The organism is Ehrlichia chaffeensis str. Arkansas, assembly GCF_000013145.1.
Classification (GTDB): domain Bacteria; phylum Pseudomonadota; class Alphaproteobacteria; order Rickettsiales; family Anaplasmataceae; genus Ehrlichia; species Ehrlichia chaffeensis.
The window spans coordinates 849,305-865,042 of the sequence record NC_007799.1 but is presented as its reverse complement, the minus strand read 5'-3'; the positions used below and the strand labels follow the sequence as shown (position 1 = coordinate 865,042).

The 15,738-nt window shown below is 28.7% G+C and carries 11 protein-coding genes; 6 read left to right on the top strand and 5 right to left on the bottom strand.

From position 1 onward, the window contains the following. Positions 1 to 687: 687 nt before the first annotated feature. Positions 688 to 1,092 carry a protein-disulfide reductase DsbD domain-containing protein gene (locus tag ECH_RS03500; protein ID WP_226988393.1) on the bottom strand — a complete coding sequence of 135 codons (405 nt, stop codon included), beginning with the start codon at positions 1,090 to 1,092 and terminating at the stop codon, positions 688 to 690. A gap of 418 nt (positions 1,093 to 1,510) precedes the next feature. Between ECH_RS03500 and ECH_RS03495 the strand changes: the two genes are divergently transcribed. From ECH_RS03495 to recR, 3 genes are all read left to right on the top strand, one after another. Continuing rightward, positions 1,511 to 2,533, top strand: coding sequence for an ABC transporter ATP-binding protein (locus ECH_RS03495; protein WP_011452848.1), 1,023 nt, complete (start codon positions 1,511 to 1,513; stop codon positions 2,531 to 2,533). Between the two features lie 25 nt (positions 2,534 to 2,558). Then, positions 2,559 to 2,729 (top strand): twin-arginine translocase TatA, encoded by a 171-nt coding sequence (gene tatA / locus ECH_RS03490; protein WP_011452847.1) that lies wholly within the window; start codon positions 2,559 to 2,561, stop codon positions 2,727 to 2,729. A 237-nt stretch (positions 2,730 to 2,966) separates the two neighbouring features. After that, a complete protein-coding gene (recR, locus tag ECH_RS03485) occupies positions 2,967 to 3,554 on the top strand; it encodes a recombination mediator RecR (RefSeq protein ID WP_011452846.1) in 588 nt (195 codons plus the stop codon). 253 nt (positions 3,555 to 3,807) lie between these two features. On the opposite strand, the gene ECH_RS03480 is transcribed toward recR, so the two are convergent. Then, positions 3,808 to 4,677 carry a zinc ABC transporter substrate-binding protein gene (locus tag ECH_RS03480; RefSeq protein WP_044147728.1) on the bottom strand — a complete coding sequence of 290 codons (870 nt, stop codon included), beginning with the start codon at positions 4,675 to 4,677 and terminating at the stop codon, positions 3,808 to 3,810. Between ECH_RS03480 and ECH_RS03475 the strand changes: the two genes are divergently transcribed. From ECH_RS03475 to ECH_RS03465, 3 genes are all read left to right on the top strand, one after another. Further along, positions 4,669 to 5,397, top strand: a complete 729-nt coding sequence (locus ECH_RS03475; RefSeq protein ID WP_011452844.1) for a metal ABC transporter ATP-binding protein — start codon at positions 4,669 to 4,671, stop codon at positions 5,395 to 5,397. The genes ECH_RS03480 and ECH_RS03475 overlap by 9 nt on opposite strands. Beyond that, positions 5,390 to 6,832, top strand: a complete 1,443-nt coding sequence (gene ubiB, locus ECH_RS03470; protein WP_011452843.1) for a 2-polyprenylphenol 6-hydroxylase — start codon at positions 5,390 to 5,392, stop codon at positions 6,830 to 6,832. The genes ECH_RS03475 and ubiB overlap by 8 nt, the downstream gene beginning before the upstream one ends. 293 nt (positions 6,833 to 7,125) lie before the next feature. Then, positions 7,126 to 8,343: an MFS transporter gene (locus ECH_RS03465; RefSeq protein WP_006009746.1), complete on the top strand. Its 1,218-nt coding sequence runs from the start codon at positions 7,126 to 7,128 to the stop codon at positions 8,341 to 8,343. Positions 8,344 to 8,902: 559 nt separating this feature from the next. On the opposite strand, the gene miaB is transcribed toward ECH_RS03465, so the two are convergent. The 3 genes from miaB to ECH_RS03450 all read right to left on the bottom strand — a co-directional run bounded on the left by miaB (position 8,903) and on the right by ECH_RS03450 (position 15,380). Further along, positions 8,903 to 10,231 (bottom strand): tRNA (N6-isopentenyl adenosine(37)-C2)-methylthiotransferase MiaB, encoded by a 1,329-nt coding sequence (gene miaB, locus ECH_RS03460; protein ID WP_011452841.1) that lies wholly within the window; start codon positions 10,229 to 10,231, stop codon positions 8,903 to 8,905. Positions 10,232 to 10,663: 432 nt separating this feature from the next. Further along, positions 10,664 to 14,269 (bottom strand): baseplate megatron protein TIM-barrel domain-containing protein, encoded by a 3,606-nt coding sequence (locus ECH_RS03455; RefSeq protein ID WP_011452840.1) that lies wholly within the window; start codon positions 14,267 to 14,269, stop codon positions 10,664 to 10,666. Positions 14,270 to 14,564: 295 nt separating this feature from the next. Further along, on the bottom strand, positions 14,565 to 15,380 hold the full coding sequence (locus ECH_RS03450; RefSeq protein WP_006009759.1) for a DUF2163 domain-containing protein: 816 nt from the start codon (positions 15,378 to 15,380) through the stop codon (positions 14,565 to 14,567). Between the last annotated feature and the right edge of the window lie 358 nt (positions 15,381 to 15,738).

The following is a 15,738-nucleotide window of genomic DNA, read 5'->3' as shown; positions in this document are numbered from 1 at the left end:
ATCAAGTGCTTTATTTTTCAAATAGGTAGTTAAATAGTAATAGCCTAGAAACTCGAGCACGTGCGTTCTTGGTCATTAAAAACTAAATTTTATAGTTTTTATATTACATTCCTGATTAGGGTTTAGATAACTAAGGACTATCAATCTATGATCGGGTGTTTTATTTTTTTAAATAGGTAGTTAAATAGTAATAACCTGGAAACTCGAGCACGTGCGTTCTTGGTCATTAAAAACTAAATTTTATAGTTTTTATATTACATTCCTGATTAGGGTTTAGATAACTAAGGACTATCAATCTATGATCGGGTGTTTTATTTTTTTAATAGGTAGTTAAATAGTAATAACCTGGAAACTCGAGCACGTGCGTTCTTGGTCATTAAAAACTAAATTTTATAGTTTTTATATTACATTCCTGATTAGGGTTTAGATAACTAAGGACTATCAATCTATGATCGGGTGTTTTATTTTTTTAAATAGGTAGTTAAATAGTAATAACCTGGAAACTCGAGCACGTGTGTTCTTGGTCATTAAAAACTGAGTCTTTATAGTTTTTGTATTACATTTCTAATTAGAGTTTAGATAACTAAGGACTATAAACCTGTGATCGGGTGTTTTATTTTTTTAAATAGGTAGTTAAATAGTAATAACCTAGAAACTCAAGCACGTGTGTTCTTAGTAATTAAAAACTTATTTAGTTTTCCAGAAGTTAATTAACTGCATAGTTTGTTGGTTTTGATAATCCTGTAAAAGTTGGTTCAATATAATTACCTTTTCTCTAGGTATACATACGTCTTTGCATACAGCATATCTAATGCGTAAAGTGGTATTTAATTCTTTTTGTTTGTTATCTTTGAGTACTAATGATATGGGAAATATTACAATATCTTTATAGATATTACTATGAAATGTGTTGTCACCTACAGTATCTGTATGTTCTAATGGTTTGGGCCAATGTACATGTATGCTCTTAAATGTGTTGTCTTGCCATTGAAAAGCTGTTGGTAAACCAAGATCTCCAGGTGTTTTGTAATAAATATGCCAACCATTTTGTATTGTCACTTGAAGAGCTGCTTCAATTTTTTTGGTTTTCATGTCTAATGATCCTATAGATAGTTTCATGTTAACTCGATTTGAAAGATTTGCAGAGTAGCACTTTGTATTGATAAATAATGTTAGTAAAATTGTGACTATGAATCTAAACATGACGTTCCTCAAATGTTGTATGGATAATAACTAATCTTACTGTTTTTTTCAGTATACACTTATATGGTATAAAATCATTAATTTTATTGGCTAATAATTTTTTAATAGTAATTAATTATAAGTACTAAAGAGATTTTAGTAAAATATGTTGCAATATAGTACTTTTGTATTACTTGCATCGAAAGTAAAAAAAGATTAACATCTAAATGAAGTATTGACGTTTATTTTATGAAATGTACTCATATCTATGTGAGTTACAGCTGAATAATTCATTCTATATGGCATTAAGCTTGTTAAAGGTCTATTAATGGTAGGTTTACAGTTAAACAATGTCTGTTATAAATATAAAAAAGGTCAATTTTTATTGCATAATATTAGTATGAGTTGTAAACAAGGAGAAGTTATTTGTCTTCTTGGCCCTTCTGGGTGTGGTAAGTCTACAATACTAAAGTTAATTGCTGGGTTGGAGAATTTACATTGTGGTTCCATATATATAAATAATAAAATTTTAGCTAGCAGTAACTTTTGTATGCCAACTGAAGAACGTAATGTTGGCTTAATATTTCAGCATCCTTCTTTATTTCCACATCAGACTGTTATTGAAAATGTAATGTTTGCTGTTAGAAATTTGCCTAAAATACAGAAGTTTAATGTTGCACTAGATATATTAAAATCTATTAATATGGTAGCATATAAAGATATGTATCCTGATATGCTTTCTGGAGGACAACAACAGTTAATTACAATTGCTAGAGCAATTGCTCAGAAACCAGAAGTGATATTGTTAGATGAACCATTTTCTAGTCTTGATACAGCATTACGGATTAATATTAGAAGGCATGTGTTATCATTATTAAAAGCTAAGGGAATTACTGTATTACTTGTTACTCATGATCCGGAGGAAGCATTAGAAGTTGCAGATATAATATATGTTATGCGTGATGGATATATAGTTCAGCATGGTACCCCATATGAGATATATTATAGTCCCAAAGATCATATGTTAGCACAGTTTTTCGGTGAGATTAATCGTTTTGTTTGTACAGTGAAGGATTCTTGTATAGAATTACCGATAGGGAAAATACCAGCACAATCTTTTACTAATGGAGAAAAAGTAGTAGTTTGTATAAGACCTGAGGCAATAATTTCTGATTCAGATAAAGGAGTAAAAGCTGTAGTAAAACAGATAAAATTTTTTAATAATATGATCTGTGTTTGTGTAGGTGATTGTTTGTGTTGGATGAGGTTTGCTAATGTAGTTTTACCACAAGTTGGTGATACTATATTTATCTTGCTTGACTTAAATAAAATTTTATTATTTAAGGTATAGTTTTATATTTTATAGGAGTTCTATTATGACTTTAGGTCCATGGCAAATTTTTTTAATTTTAATAATAATTTTAGTATTGTTTGGTGCAGGCAGATTACCAGAGGTTATGAGTGACTTAGGCAAAGGTATTCGTAATCTAAAACAAGAATTGAAAGATAATAAGTTTGCATCAACGGAAGACGAACCAAACCGTTAGCTAGGTGTATAAAGTTTTTTTGTGATGTTGTATGTTAGGTTTTTCTAATATAGTTTGTCACATAAATTTTGATATTCTTTAACTTTTTGTATAGATGATAGCTTGTTTATTATTTTATAATAAAAAGTACATTGTTACATTGTAGGTTTTTTTGAGTTAGATAGTTGATTGTAAATACCATATGGGCATTTTGTGTTATATGATGTTGTTTAGCTTATCAATTGTTAAGGAGGTGGTGTGGATATTAATAAGTTAATTGCTATGTTTGCAAAACTTCCTAGTTTTGGGCCATCTTCTTCTAGAAGAATTGTACTTCATTTACTTCGTAACAAAGAAGAAATTATGTTGCCTTTAGCATCAGGAATTCAGGATTTAGCGTTTCAGGCTAAGGAGTGTCCTGTATGTTTTAATATAGATGTTAAGTCACCATGTAGCATTTGTTCTGATACTAAACGTGATCATCAGTTGTTATGTATAGTAGAAGAACTAGGAGATTTATGGGCATTTGAAAAAGGAAAAATATATCAAGGTGTGTACCATGTATTAGGAGGGACTTTGTCTGCAATTTATGGGATAGGACCTGATCAATTGAATTTGGATAGTATTGTAGAAAGAATAAAAAAATTTAATGTACAAGAAGTGATTATAGGGATAGGAAATACTATGGATGGACAGGTTACTACTCATTATATAACTCAAATGGTTAAGGAACTAGGGATTAAGGTAACTAGATTAGCTTGTGGTATACCTATGGGAGGAGAAATAGATTATTTAGACGAAGGGACTTTAAGTGCAGCTTTATCATCTCGATATATTATATCTTAATAATTTATTATATTATGTAATAAGATACTTATGGACTTTTTAGTCATCACTGGAAGTGTTTTATATAACTGATATTTATTTCTGGTAGATAATTGAAGGAGGACTATAAGAGTTTTACCATGGAGAGAATATGGACTTAACATAGTGGTTTGAGTCTGTAAATATACCCTTTTTATATATATTATACAATATGTTCTTATGTGTATCTTCAGTAGTCTATAGAAGCTTATTATATTAGATGCGTTATGTGGTGTTATTCCTCTGATAGACACTGTAGAAAGTTATTGGCAATATTTTGCATAATGTCAAAATATGCATTATCTTTTGCTGCTAGGGTGTTGCCTATGGGGTCAAGTATTTGAAATTTTACTTGGTATTTTAGAAATAAATTCTTGACTTTATCATTTGAAGATTCAGAAAAAATACATTTTATTTTGTGTTGAGTAATAATTTTTTTGATATGCATTAGCCTTTTTACGCTGATATTTGTATCATGGCTTGAAGAAAGAGCTGCTATAAAATTTAATCCGAAGTATTTTTCAAAATATTGATATGCATCATGTGTAACTATGTAAGGCTTTGTCTTGACAGAGCTTAGGGTACTTTTTATCTTTTCTGTTTGTTTTGTAATTTGTGTCAATGCTAAGTTTGCATTATTGGAATACTTTTCTGCATTTTCTGGATCTGCATTACATAAAACCGTTTTTATTTGATTGACTATATTTTTTGCATTTTCTGGGCTTAACCAAATGTGTAGATCATTTGATGTTGTGTGAATTTTATAAGAAAAGTTAGAATCGTATCTTGATGGTAATAATTCTATTACCTCTGAGAGTTTGACTAACGTTTTGTTTTGTATTTTGTTTATAAAAGTTTCAAGGTGATCATCTACGTAAAATATTATATCACTATCCTTTAATTTCCTTTTGTCAGATGGTTTTAACATGTAATCATGTATTGATACTGGTTCATTGATTAAAAGAACTGGCTTTGTTATACCATTAGTGACTGCATTAACTAGTGAATATATTGGGTTTATAGTTGCTATAATTCTTGGTACAGAATATCCTATAGTAGGATGTAATAATATATAAAAGAGCAAGAGAAGGATTGTATGTTTCATAAGTTATTAAATAAAAGTGAAATTCTTGCATATGATAAAAAGTACGTCAATAACTATATTATAAATGTTGAAAATCTTTCATTTTTTTATTCTAAAGAAAAAGTTATAGATGATATTAGCTTCCAAGTAAAATTTGGTGAAATTGTTACAATTTTAGGTCCAAACGGAGGAGGAAAGACAACATTAATTCGTATTCTGGTTGGGATATACAGAAATTATATAGGAGTTATAAAATATGCAAAAAATTTTATTATAGGATATTTGCCACAACATTTTAGTGTGAATTCTCTTATTCCAATGACAGTAAAATATTTTTTAAATTCTAGTTATACAAAGAGCAAAAGAAAATTGAAGTTAAGTGATGTATTAAAAGACATTAATATTGAAAAAATATTAGATCGGCAAATGTCGGAGATATCTCATGGGGAATTACAATTAGTTTTACTTGCAAGATGTTTGATGTTAAATCCTGATATAATTATTCTAGATGAACCAGTGAGTTGTATGGATGTTAATGCAAAAGATAGCTTTTACAAATTGATCAACAAATTGATTTCTATATATAATTTAAGTGTAATTATGACTTCTCATGATTTACATTTTGTAATGTCAAATTCTTATCGTGTTATATGTATTAATAGGAGTATTTATTGTGAAGGATCTCCAAGTGAGATTGTAAAAAATGAAAAGTTCTTAAAAATGTTTTCATCTTATGCTTAGTACCTTCTCTAATATAATTTCTTTACTGAATATATTAAGTGTTTTAGTAAGGTATAACATATTACCTTATACCTATCTTTTTGCTAAAAGATCAATTAGGAAAAAATCTCGAGGAGAGAAGATTGCAATGGCTATGCAAAAACTTGGCCCAATTTTTATTAAATTTGGTCAATCTATATCTTCTAGGACTGATATTATTGGGGAAGAAATTGCAAGTCATCTGCTCTGTTTATGTGATAAATTACCAGCTTTTCCTTATGTAGATGTTGTAAAAATTGTAGAGGAGGATTTTAAGTGTAAGATAAATGAAGTGTTTTGTGAATTTGAGCAGAACCCTATTGCTGCTGCATCTATTGCACAGGTACATAAGGCTAAAGATATTAATGGCAATGTAAGGGCTGTGAAGGTTTTGAGACCACGCATTGAAAAAATTTTTGAACGGGATATTAAATTAATGTTTTGGCTTGCAAGGGTAGCACAAAACTTTCAAAGTCTGCAACGATTTCAATTATTACAGCTTGTACAAACATTTCATGAGATATGTAAAATGGAAATAGATTTGCGTTTTGAAGCAGCAAATGCTGAGGAGTTGAGATCTAATATTCAGAGTGATAAGGGATGTTATGTACCAGAAGTAGATTGGACTAGGACTACAAGACGTGTATTGACATTAGAATGGATAGATGCTGTACCAATATATAATGTTTACAAGTCAGAGAATTGTAAAGCACTAGTGGAAAATTTAATCTTTTGTTTTTGTAATCAAGTGTATAGAGATAGATTTTTTCATGCAGATATGCATCCAGGAAATCTTATGGTAGATGCAAAGGGAAGAGTTGTAATTATAGATTTTGGAATTGTGGGGAGGTTAGATAAAGCTACATGTATGTATGTTACAGAGATACTTGTAGGTTTCTTAAAAAGAGATTATCAATATGTTGCTGATATCCATTATAGAGCTGGATATGTTGATGCAAAATATAGTAATTTTGTTACAGCTTGTTGTGCTATAGGTGAACCTATAGTTGGTAAAAATACGGAAAATATATCTATTTCAGCATTATTAACTCAATTATTTAAAGTTACTGCTGATTTTAATATGAAATTGCAACCCCAACTTTTTCTATTACAAAAAACTACAGTATTGATAGAAGGTGTATGTAGGCAATTGTGTCCTGAAGTTAATATGTGGAAAATAGCGGAATTATGGATGGAAAAGTATGCTATTGAAAAAAATAAATATATTCAAAAATTAAAAAGATCTTACTTGTGTCAAGCTATACATGATGTTCCTTTATTTATGAAAAAAGTTGATAAAAGTTTAGATTTAATAAATAACTATCAAGAGCTAAGTAAAGCAAAAACAAGTATTAGTAGAGATGTTATATGGGCATTAATAGTACTTGGTTTAATTATCAAGCTAATTATAGGATAGTTGTTGTTATTAGGTATAAATTAATATAGGGTTTATAGATCTAAAATGATTATAAATTGTATGTTCAATAATATAAATTGATTAAGTATTTTGTATCAGGTTAAAGTAATCTTAAAACTTATTAGATACTGAATCTTGTAAAATTGATATTAAGTAGTGAGCATTAGTTGGCGTATCGTAATTTTATAATGTGTTTAACTTGGTTAATATTATAATTACTACGCTAAAAGTTATGTTTGGATTTATAAGTAGTTCTAGAAAATTTTTGTTAATAATTTATGAAGATAATGTAAATGTGTTTTTATCCTATTTTAAATTGGATTATAGGGGTATTAGTACTTATTTGTGGGAGTAATTTTCAAATAGCTTATGCTATAGTAAATTCATATGTAGGTGAAGATTTAAATTTAAATGTTGCACAAACTGCATTAGCGGCATCAATTCATATGTGGTGTTTTTCCATTTTTCAGCTATTTACTGGTTCAATATTAGATTGTTATAATGAAAAAAAAGTACTATCAATATCTGTTATATTAACATCTATAGGAACTTTTTTATTTGCTCATGCTGATTATACTATTTGTTTTTTTGTATCGCAGATTTTTTTAGCATTAGGGGCATCTTTTGGCTTTGTAGGTGCAGGTTATATTAGTTATAAGTTTTTTTCCCCTTTAAAGTCAGGGATTATGTTTGGACTAGTTCAAACAGTGTATAGTTTATCTTCTTTATTAATGGAATATATCTATACATATTTGACTTTGTCAGGGTTATCTTGGAGAGATATCATTAGGTATATAGAATATGCTGAAATTATTATACTCATTTTTACGTTGTTTCTAAAAAATAGTACGAAGTCAACATATCTAGTAAAAAGTGGGAATACAAATATCATAAAATTATTATTACAAGTGTTTAAACATATTGTTGAAATACTACAGGTAAGAAACATATGGTTATTTACGGTAGTTGGTAGTTCTATGTTTGGAGTTTTCTTATCAATAGCTATATTGTGGGGACAAAAATTATTAATGGCTATGAATTTGAGTGGCTATTATGCTGGTGTTATACATTCTGTTATATGGATAGGTTTTGCTATAGGTTGTCCTTTAGTAAATGCAATTTCTAATATATTGGAAAATAGAAAACATGTGCTTATGGGTTTTTGTTTGTTACAATGTATTAGTCTTAGTTTGTTATTATATAGTAGTAATTTATACTTTTTGTGTTTTTTAGTATTTATATTTGGATGTGCATCTGGTGGACATATGTTGAATTTTTCTATTGGTACAGATGTTGTGGATAAAGATAAAGTAGGGACTGTTTGTTCACTTATTAATGGACTGATGTGTATTGTAGGTGGTGTCATTATGTTTTTAATTGGACTTGCTTTGGAATATCAAAATAAATATGATATAATACACATAAGCTTTTTTATGCCAGTGCTTATTTTTCTATCGTTTATTTTGTTATTTTTTTGTCGTGATACTTTCTGTAGGATTAGGGTTTTGTAATTTTTCTGAGGTATTTTTTTAGTATATAATGCGTTAGAATATTGATAAACTATTTGTATATGTTGATATAAATGCATATATAACTTTCCAGATTTGTCCTTTCTCGTTTGTTGTCCAATGTGGAAACTTTATGATATGTTGGTTAGTATAATGTATTTCAAAATTTAATAGTATGTGTTATAGGGTATGAGAAGCTACTTTGATTCTTGGTAAATTTTGTATTATGTAATGGGGAATTTTTAGTACGGTTAGTATGCAAAATCCATGTTGTCTTCACAATTAGTAAATCTAAATGTTAGATGGATATCTGTTTTTTATAATATACTGTTGTAGTTTATGTATATCTTAAGAATGTTATTGCATGTACCTGATATTATAGAATTTTGGTGTATCTTAAGGAATTTTTTTGTGTATGAAATCTATATTGGTAATGTGAATATCTCATTTATTTGTTGATGTTATTACTTAATAGATAAGCATTGTTGAGAAACTATTATGAATGTATCTTAGAAAGTTTTAGATGTTAAAATTATATTTACGGCAAAAGCATTGCATTTTATCAATTAACAACTATGCCGGTTACGCTATTTTGATAAGCGTCTATTATTTTAATAGGTAATATACTATTATAAAATTGATTGGTATTATCTGTGTTAATGTAGCAGGATTGCATATATTCAGTTTTACCTATTATTTGATTATCAAATTTTCCTTTCTTATTATTAAACAATACAGAACAAGTTTGACCAATCATGTTTCTATTAAAAGCAAGCTGCTGTTCTCTTAATAATTCTTGTAATCTAAAAATACGCTGAGATTTTATTTCTTCTGGTATTTGATTTGGGTATTCTGCACTAGGTGTCCCTGGTCTTGGACTATATTTAAAACTATATGCCTGTGAAAAGTTTACTTCTTGTACTAATTTCATTGTATGTTCAAAATCTTCTTCTGTTTCTCCTGGAAATCCAACTATGAAATCAGATGAAAAAGCAATGTCAGGGCGTTGTTTTCTTAAATTATTGATAATATCTATATATTCTTCAGCAGTATGTTTTCTATTCATTTTTTTTAGTATTCTATCTGAGCCTGATTGTATTGGTAGGTGAACGAATGGCATTAGTTTTGTCTCAGATCTATGTGCTTCATATAGAGATTGGTGCATGTCACGTGGATGTGATGTGGTATATCTTATACGTTCTATATTTGGTATTTTTGCAAGATACTGAATTAATTTTCCTAAATCCCATTCACATCCTTTATATGTTCCGTGGTATGCATTTACATTCTGTCCAATTAGGGTTATTTCCTTTACTCCAGAATCTGATAAAACAAGTGCTTCGTTAAATATTGCTTCTACAGTTCTTGAGTATTCTTCACCACGTGTATAAGGTACTACACAGAATGTACAAAACTTATTACATCCTTCTTGTACTGAAATAAAAGCAGAAACTTCTTGATTTTTTGTGTACTCTTCTACTGGTATTGCATCAAATTTTGAAATTATAGGGAAATCAATATTGATAACTTGTTTTTTCATCCTACGAGCTTTTATAATAAGTTCGGGAAGTGTATGTATACTTTGAGGACCTACCACTATATCAACAAATGGAGCTCTTGCAAATATTTGTTCTCCTTCAGCTTGTGCTACACATCCAGCAACTACTATAGTTAAGTCTTTTGTTTCTTGTATTTTTCTCATTTTACCTAGCTCTGAATATAGCTTTTCAGAAGCTTTCTCTCTAATATGACACGTATTTAATATTACAATATTTGCTTCAGATGGCTCATTCACTACAGTGAATCCAAGGGGTTTTATTATATTTTCCATGATTAGAGAGTCATAAACGTTCATTTGACAGCCATATGACTTGATGTATAAACCTTGCATTAACTCTAAATAACTGCTTTTACTCTGTTAAGAATATAATGATTAATGAACTAATACAATAATTTTTATTATGTTAAGTTATTGAATATTTATAAAAAGTGAGTACAGTTATGTATTCAATGTTTATATTGATCGCAGTTATAATTGTAAGACAGGTTATATTAAGAGTTTAATCTAATAAATAATTTCCCTTATTAATGCTTTAAGTTATTGAAAATATTAGTTTTGTATATGAGTAGATATTGTTGTAGATTAAGACTTATTACTTGAAATGTATAAAGTTTTTACGTAGTACTTAGAATCATGATATTATAATAGAATTTCAGAATGAATGTTGGTAAGTTTGATAAACTATAGGTATTTTTAGCACTTTTTATTTTGTTTAAAAACATGGGATTTGTATAAGTTATCTACACTATAATTTTTTTGCATTTACAAAGTAGTTTTATAAGCTATCCCTCTTCCTATGATGTAAGAGTTTTGGTATATTGTCACATTTATTTTCTCTTGTATTGAATTAAAATCTATTTTCTGTTGTTGGGCAGAATATACAAATGTTGTACTGTCTTTGACTGTAATTGTACGTTTTACTATATTCTGGTTGTCTGAAATCTCAATATCATAGCTTTCGAATTTTTCGTCTATAGGTGTGTCAGTATTATCGTTCCATTCTCCATTAATGCGTGCTCTTCTTACCCAGTTGACTGTTAGATTGTTGTATATATCACGATTGCCTTTGACATGTGTAACAGGTAATGGTTTTAAGTTATTTGCGTAATATGTGTATGTTGATTGTTTAGCATAAGATGTAGATTTTTTAAGTACTACCTTATATATTAAGGATTTATTTATTAGTGATTGGTTAATTTTGAGATAAGGAAGATTATCTAGTAATGTAAAAAGTTCTTTTTTGTGATGTTGATCAATGTGTCTTTCTGTACCAAATCTTCCCCTAAGCATATAACTTAGTTGGTATATATTTTCTCTGATTTGTTTAACGTTTTGAAATTGAATTATTTCATCTCCGATTAATGCTAGGTTGCTACTGTTATCCATAAATAAGGATTTGATTGAATGTAATTGTCCTGTCTTGAGGAAAATTGTTATTTTATTTGTTTGATCCGGTATAGCAATTGGACCAATGCCTAAATTACTAATAGTAATTCCAGTAGTTGCTTCTGTATCTATAGATAAAACGTTTTTGTAGTGTTCATCTTGATCTTCATATGAGTATAGAATACTTCCTTCCCAGACTGATTTAATTCTGGTGATTGCGAAGTATAGAATATTGTCTATGTTGTGAATACATGGAAAGTCAAATATATGTATTGGGTTTTCTATAATATATTTATCAGAGTAACTGTTAAAATCATTGTCAGGAATAAGATGTTGAGTAGTTAATGAACTATTGTAAAGTACTCCTTCTATACTGATTGAGATATTTTCTAAGTAGATATTTATAATTTTTATTTTGTATAAAACATGATTATATTCTACTTGAATTATATCATTAGTATTAAGCCAAACATATTTTATTGGTAATGTAAGATAAAAATTATACTTATTGTTTGATTTTTTATTTAGAATATTTTCAGCTATAGTCTTTGCTTGATTATCGCTTAAAACGATTGGTACTTGAATGTCTTGTATTGTTGAATTTTCAAAGTTAGGGATTCTGACACGTTGTGAACTTACATTATATTCATGATTTTTGTTAATATACATGAAGTTAATGCTATGAACTAAATTTGATGCTTTTGTTTTGATAATCTTCTGACTATTGTTTTTATCGTTGGATAGAATATCATTTGATGAAATATTGTATAGAAGCAGTTGATTTTCTTGAATAACAGCTAACGTATTATCTTGCTCGACTATTTCAAAGTTATATAAATCTTTTAGTACATTTAATATGGATTTTGTAGATTGTCTTTCAGTAATTATATATCCATCTATTTCATTGTGTAGGTTTTGTATTTTGATTTGATTATTTTGTAGCCCTGTGCTTTTTAGTAAATCGTAGATTATGTGAGAGATTTCGAGCAAGGATAATTTTTCTTGTATCCAATAGCCGGTTTGCCAATTTTTTGCATCTTTCCAGGTATTTTTTAGTTCTGGGAAGTGAGGATAAGGCCTTATATCCCATCCCCAAAGAAACATTTGTTCTACTATATCAGAATTGTCCCATGTTTTGATGGTACCGTTTATTGCAACTTTTTGTGCATGAAAGTTTACATGTCCTTTTGAAAAGATTGGGTTTTTATTGTATTGATAATCTATGGATACGCTAGGTTGACTTGTACAGTTGTCTATACTTTGAAATCCATATTGAGTAAACCATATTTTTTTTAATTTTGGAATCCAAGTGGTGATGGTATTGTCTGGGTTAATGTGATATTGACTCCACCATTTCTTGATATTTTTCCAGGAATATTGGTGGTTATTTTCAGTATATGGAATTTTACCTTGTTTTGTTTCTGGATTAGTATAGAAGTAATCATATCCTTCTCCTGAACACCATCCATTGATTATGTCTTGTTCTGAAAATCCATCTATAGGTTGAGGAATATCTGTTAATGGAAAATATGCGTTTATACCTACTACATCAATGTCTTTTGATGACCATAGTGTGTCCATATTGTAATATCCGTTGTAAGAGTGATATTCTCTCCAGTCTGCTGCATATGTTACAATAATGTTGTTACCCATTTGATTTTTTACATAACTTGCTAGCTTTATTAATTCATCTACTGCTGGATAATGGTTGTGATGGTTTTTTATTCTAGTTAAACCGATAAAACTTGAACCAATGACAATAGCATCTATTATGTCTTTAGTTAAATTGCAATAATGCTTAATAAATGGGTTATATTGCTCATTAAAAAATGTGCTTATATATTCTGCGTCTCCAGTAAGATTGCCTATCCATGAATCTTCTTGAATATCTGCTATGATCGTAGGATATAGTAATACTTTGTAACCTCGTGTTTTGAGTTCTTTAATATATCTAATTAAAGATTTATCATTGATAGTTCCGCCTATAATGTTGTCCTGAGAAATTTGTCTTGCTGTTTCTCTATTTATTTCTGCTACATGCCAGTTGTCAGGTGTTGTAGTAGCATCAAATTTGAACTCAACGGCTGGGTAAATATGGCAATCTTTAATATTTAAACTATCTGTGTACCAATTTACAATAACAGATATCCACTGTACATTTGGAAGGCTTTCTTGTAATTGATCTAGGGAAATTAAAGCATCTGCTTTTTGATGTCTACTGTGGTTATTAATTTGTTGTGCTTTTCCATAAGGAATGTACTGTTTACCAATTTTTTGTTGAAAAATTTTCATTTGTATTTTTGTATCGTATGCAAATTCTCCAGAGCCTGGTATAATGTGTATACTTTTGATTTTTTGTGTTATATGTTCTTGATAAGAGGCATTAGTAGATTGTGCTGTTACTTCGAATGTAAAGTTAGGAATTTTTGGATCTGTTAGTAAAAAATCTTCTATTACTATATATGATAAGCCACGATATGCTGGTGCATCCCCCATTAATTTTAATATTAGTGGATCAGGTTCTTGGTCTTCTGTACCTTGGTAAAATCTATAAGTTATTGTGTCTAGATCTAATGGTTGTGAATTGACCCATATTTTTGAGATTTTTTTAACATGTCCTGTGCATATTGCTATAGCTAGACTTGTATGATATGTATATTGTATAGAACTGTGGCTTGTAGACTTTTTATTTGGATTGTTTATAACAGTTATATCTTTGTTTGTATTGATTGTGATTTTGTCCATCCATATTATGTTACCTGCAATACGCATACTTCCATATAATATAGGAATCATTTTTCCATATGAGGATGTTTGAATTTTTAAATGATTGATTTTTGGTATATGTTTAGTTTGGATGTTTGAATCTGAAAAATTATGTTGTGTATCTTGATGAATAATATTGCTGAATTCTGTTAAAAGGAATTTTTCTATGGATTCTTTAACACTATTGACAATGGTTGATAGTATAATTAATGACATAAATATAACTCCTATAGAAAGTTCAAAATTGGCTGAAGGAAGTGTTTATGAGTGCATAGTATTCTTTAATTATTATGTGCAATGTATAGGTGAATGCTCAATTAGTGTTACATATTGATTTATTGCATTGTGAGAAAGTAAGAATTGCAATAATTTAAATTTTGTTTTGTATTCTTAATGATAATATATTAAATGTTTGATTGTAGTGTGATCATACAATTTTGTTCTAAAAATTCTTGTTGTTAGTAATTGTATTACTGTCTTTATTGTGTCTTACTTTTGTATTTTTTATTACTTAAAAATGTATTTCAGGAATATGTGGTTCTCCCCGGAAATTTTTACCATTGTTAAATCTGTTACTACATGTAGTAAAACTTTTATCACAACCAGCAACTATGGAGAATCTATCATTAATTGAGATTTTATATGGAGTAGGGGTGTAAAGTTTTATATATGATTTATTGTGGACTTGGATTTCTAGTGTTAAATTACTGTTTTTTCCTGTAATGAACACAATTGATCCGTATGTATAGTAGTTATCAATGTTTATTAAGTTGATACATTCAAATTCTTGATTACTTACTACTCTAGTAATACTGTGTATATTAGTAAATGCTTCTTTGTTTAATTTGCACTTATTATCACAGAATTGTGCTCGACATGAAGATGAAAAAAGGTCGCCTATGTTTCTAGATAGAATGTTAAATGTGCTCTTAACTTCTGCTGTAAATTTATCATTGTTTAGAATTATCTTATCAATGTTTCCATGAAATAATATTGCACTGCCTTGAGTTAGGTTTGTATAATTTACAAAAAATATTTTTACTGTAGCAAAATCATATAATCCAGATAATATTTCTTCTTCTTTTATTATGTTGCTATTTATGGTTGTTTCTATTTTTGTGCTATTACCAGAAATAGCGTCATATTTTAATATGTCTATGTTTAACCCAGGTGTTGTTTCATAGGTTATGTTATCTATGATTAAGTTTTGATCAAAGTTGGTCAACCCTATTATTTTTTTGTTTTGTAGAATAATTTGTAAGCAGTATGCAATAGTCAGAACTTCAGATGATAGATGTTGTTTTAATTCAGGATCAATGTTTTTCATATGTTGTACTTAAAATAGTAGGAGGGTGCTGTTGTAAAATTCATAGTGAAATTATTTAAATAATATTGTTAGATGTTTTTATCTTTGTGATTTGCAGATTAGAAAATCAGCGAATTTGTAATGCAAAACAGAACTCGTAAATAATAGGAAATACATTCTTGTAAGGATACAGGGACTGGCCTGCTACTGAAAAATAACTCTTACTGAAAATACTAGCAGAAGTAAATTGATCCATCAAGCATATTTTGATTATTTAGAATGTCATGTAGCTAATTTATTAGATATATATTTGTACCAGTGTTTAAATTATTTTTTATGGTGTTACATATGCTAAATATCGTTAGTGCAATAGGTATTA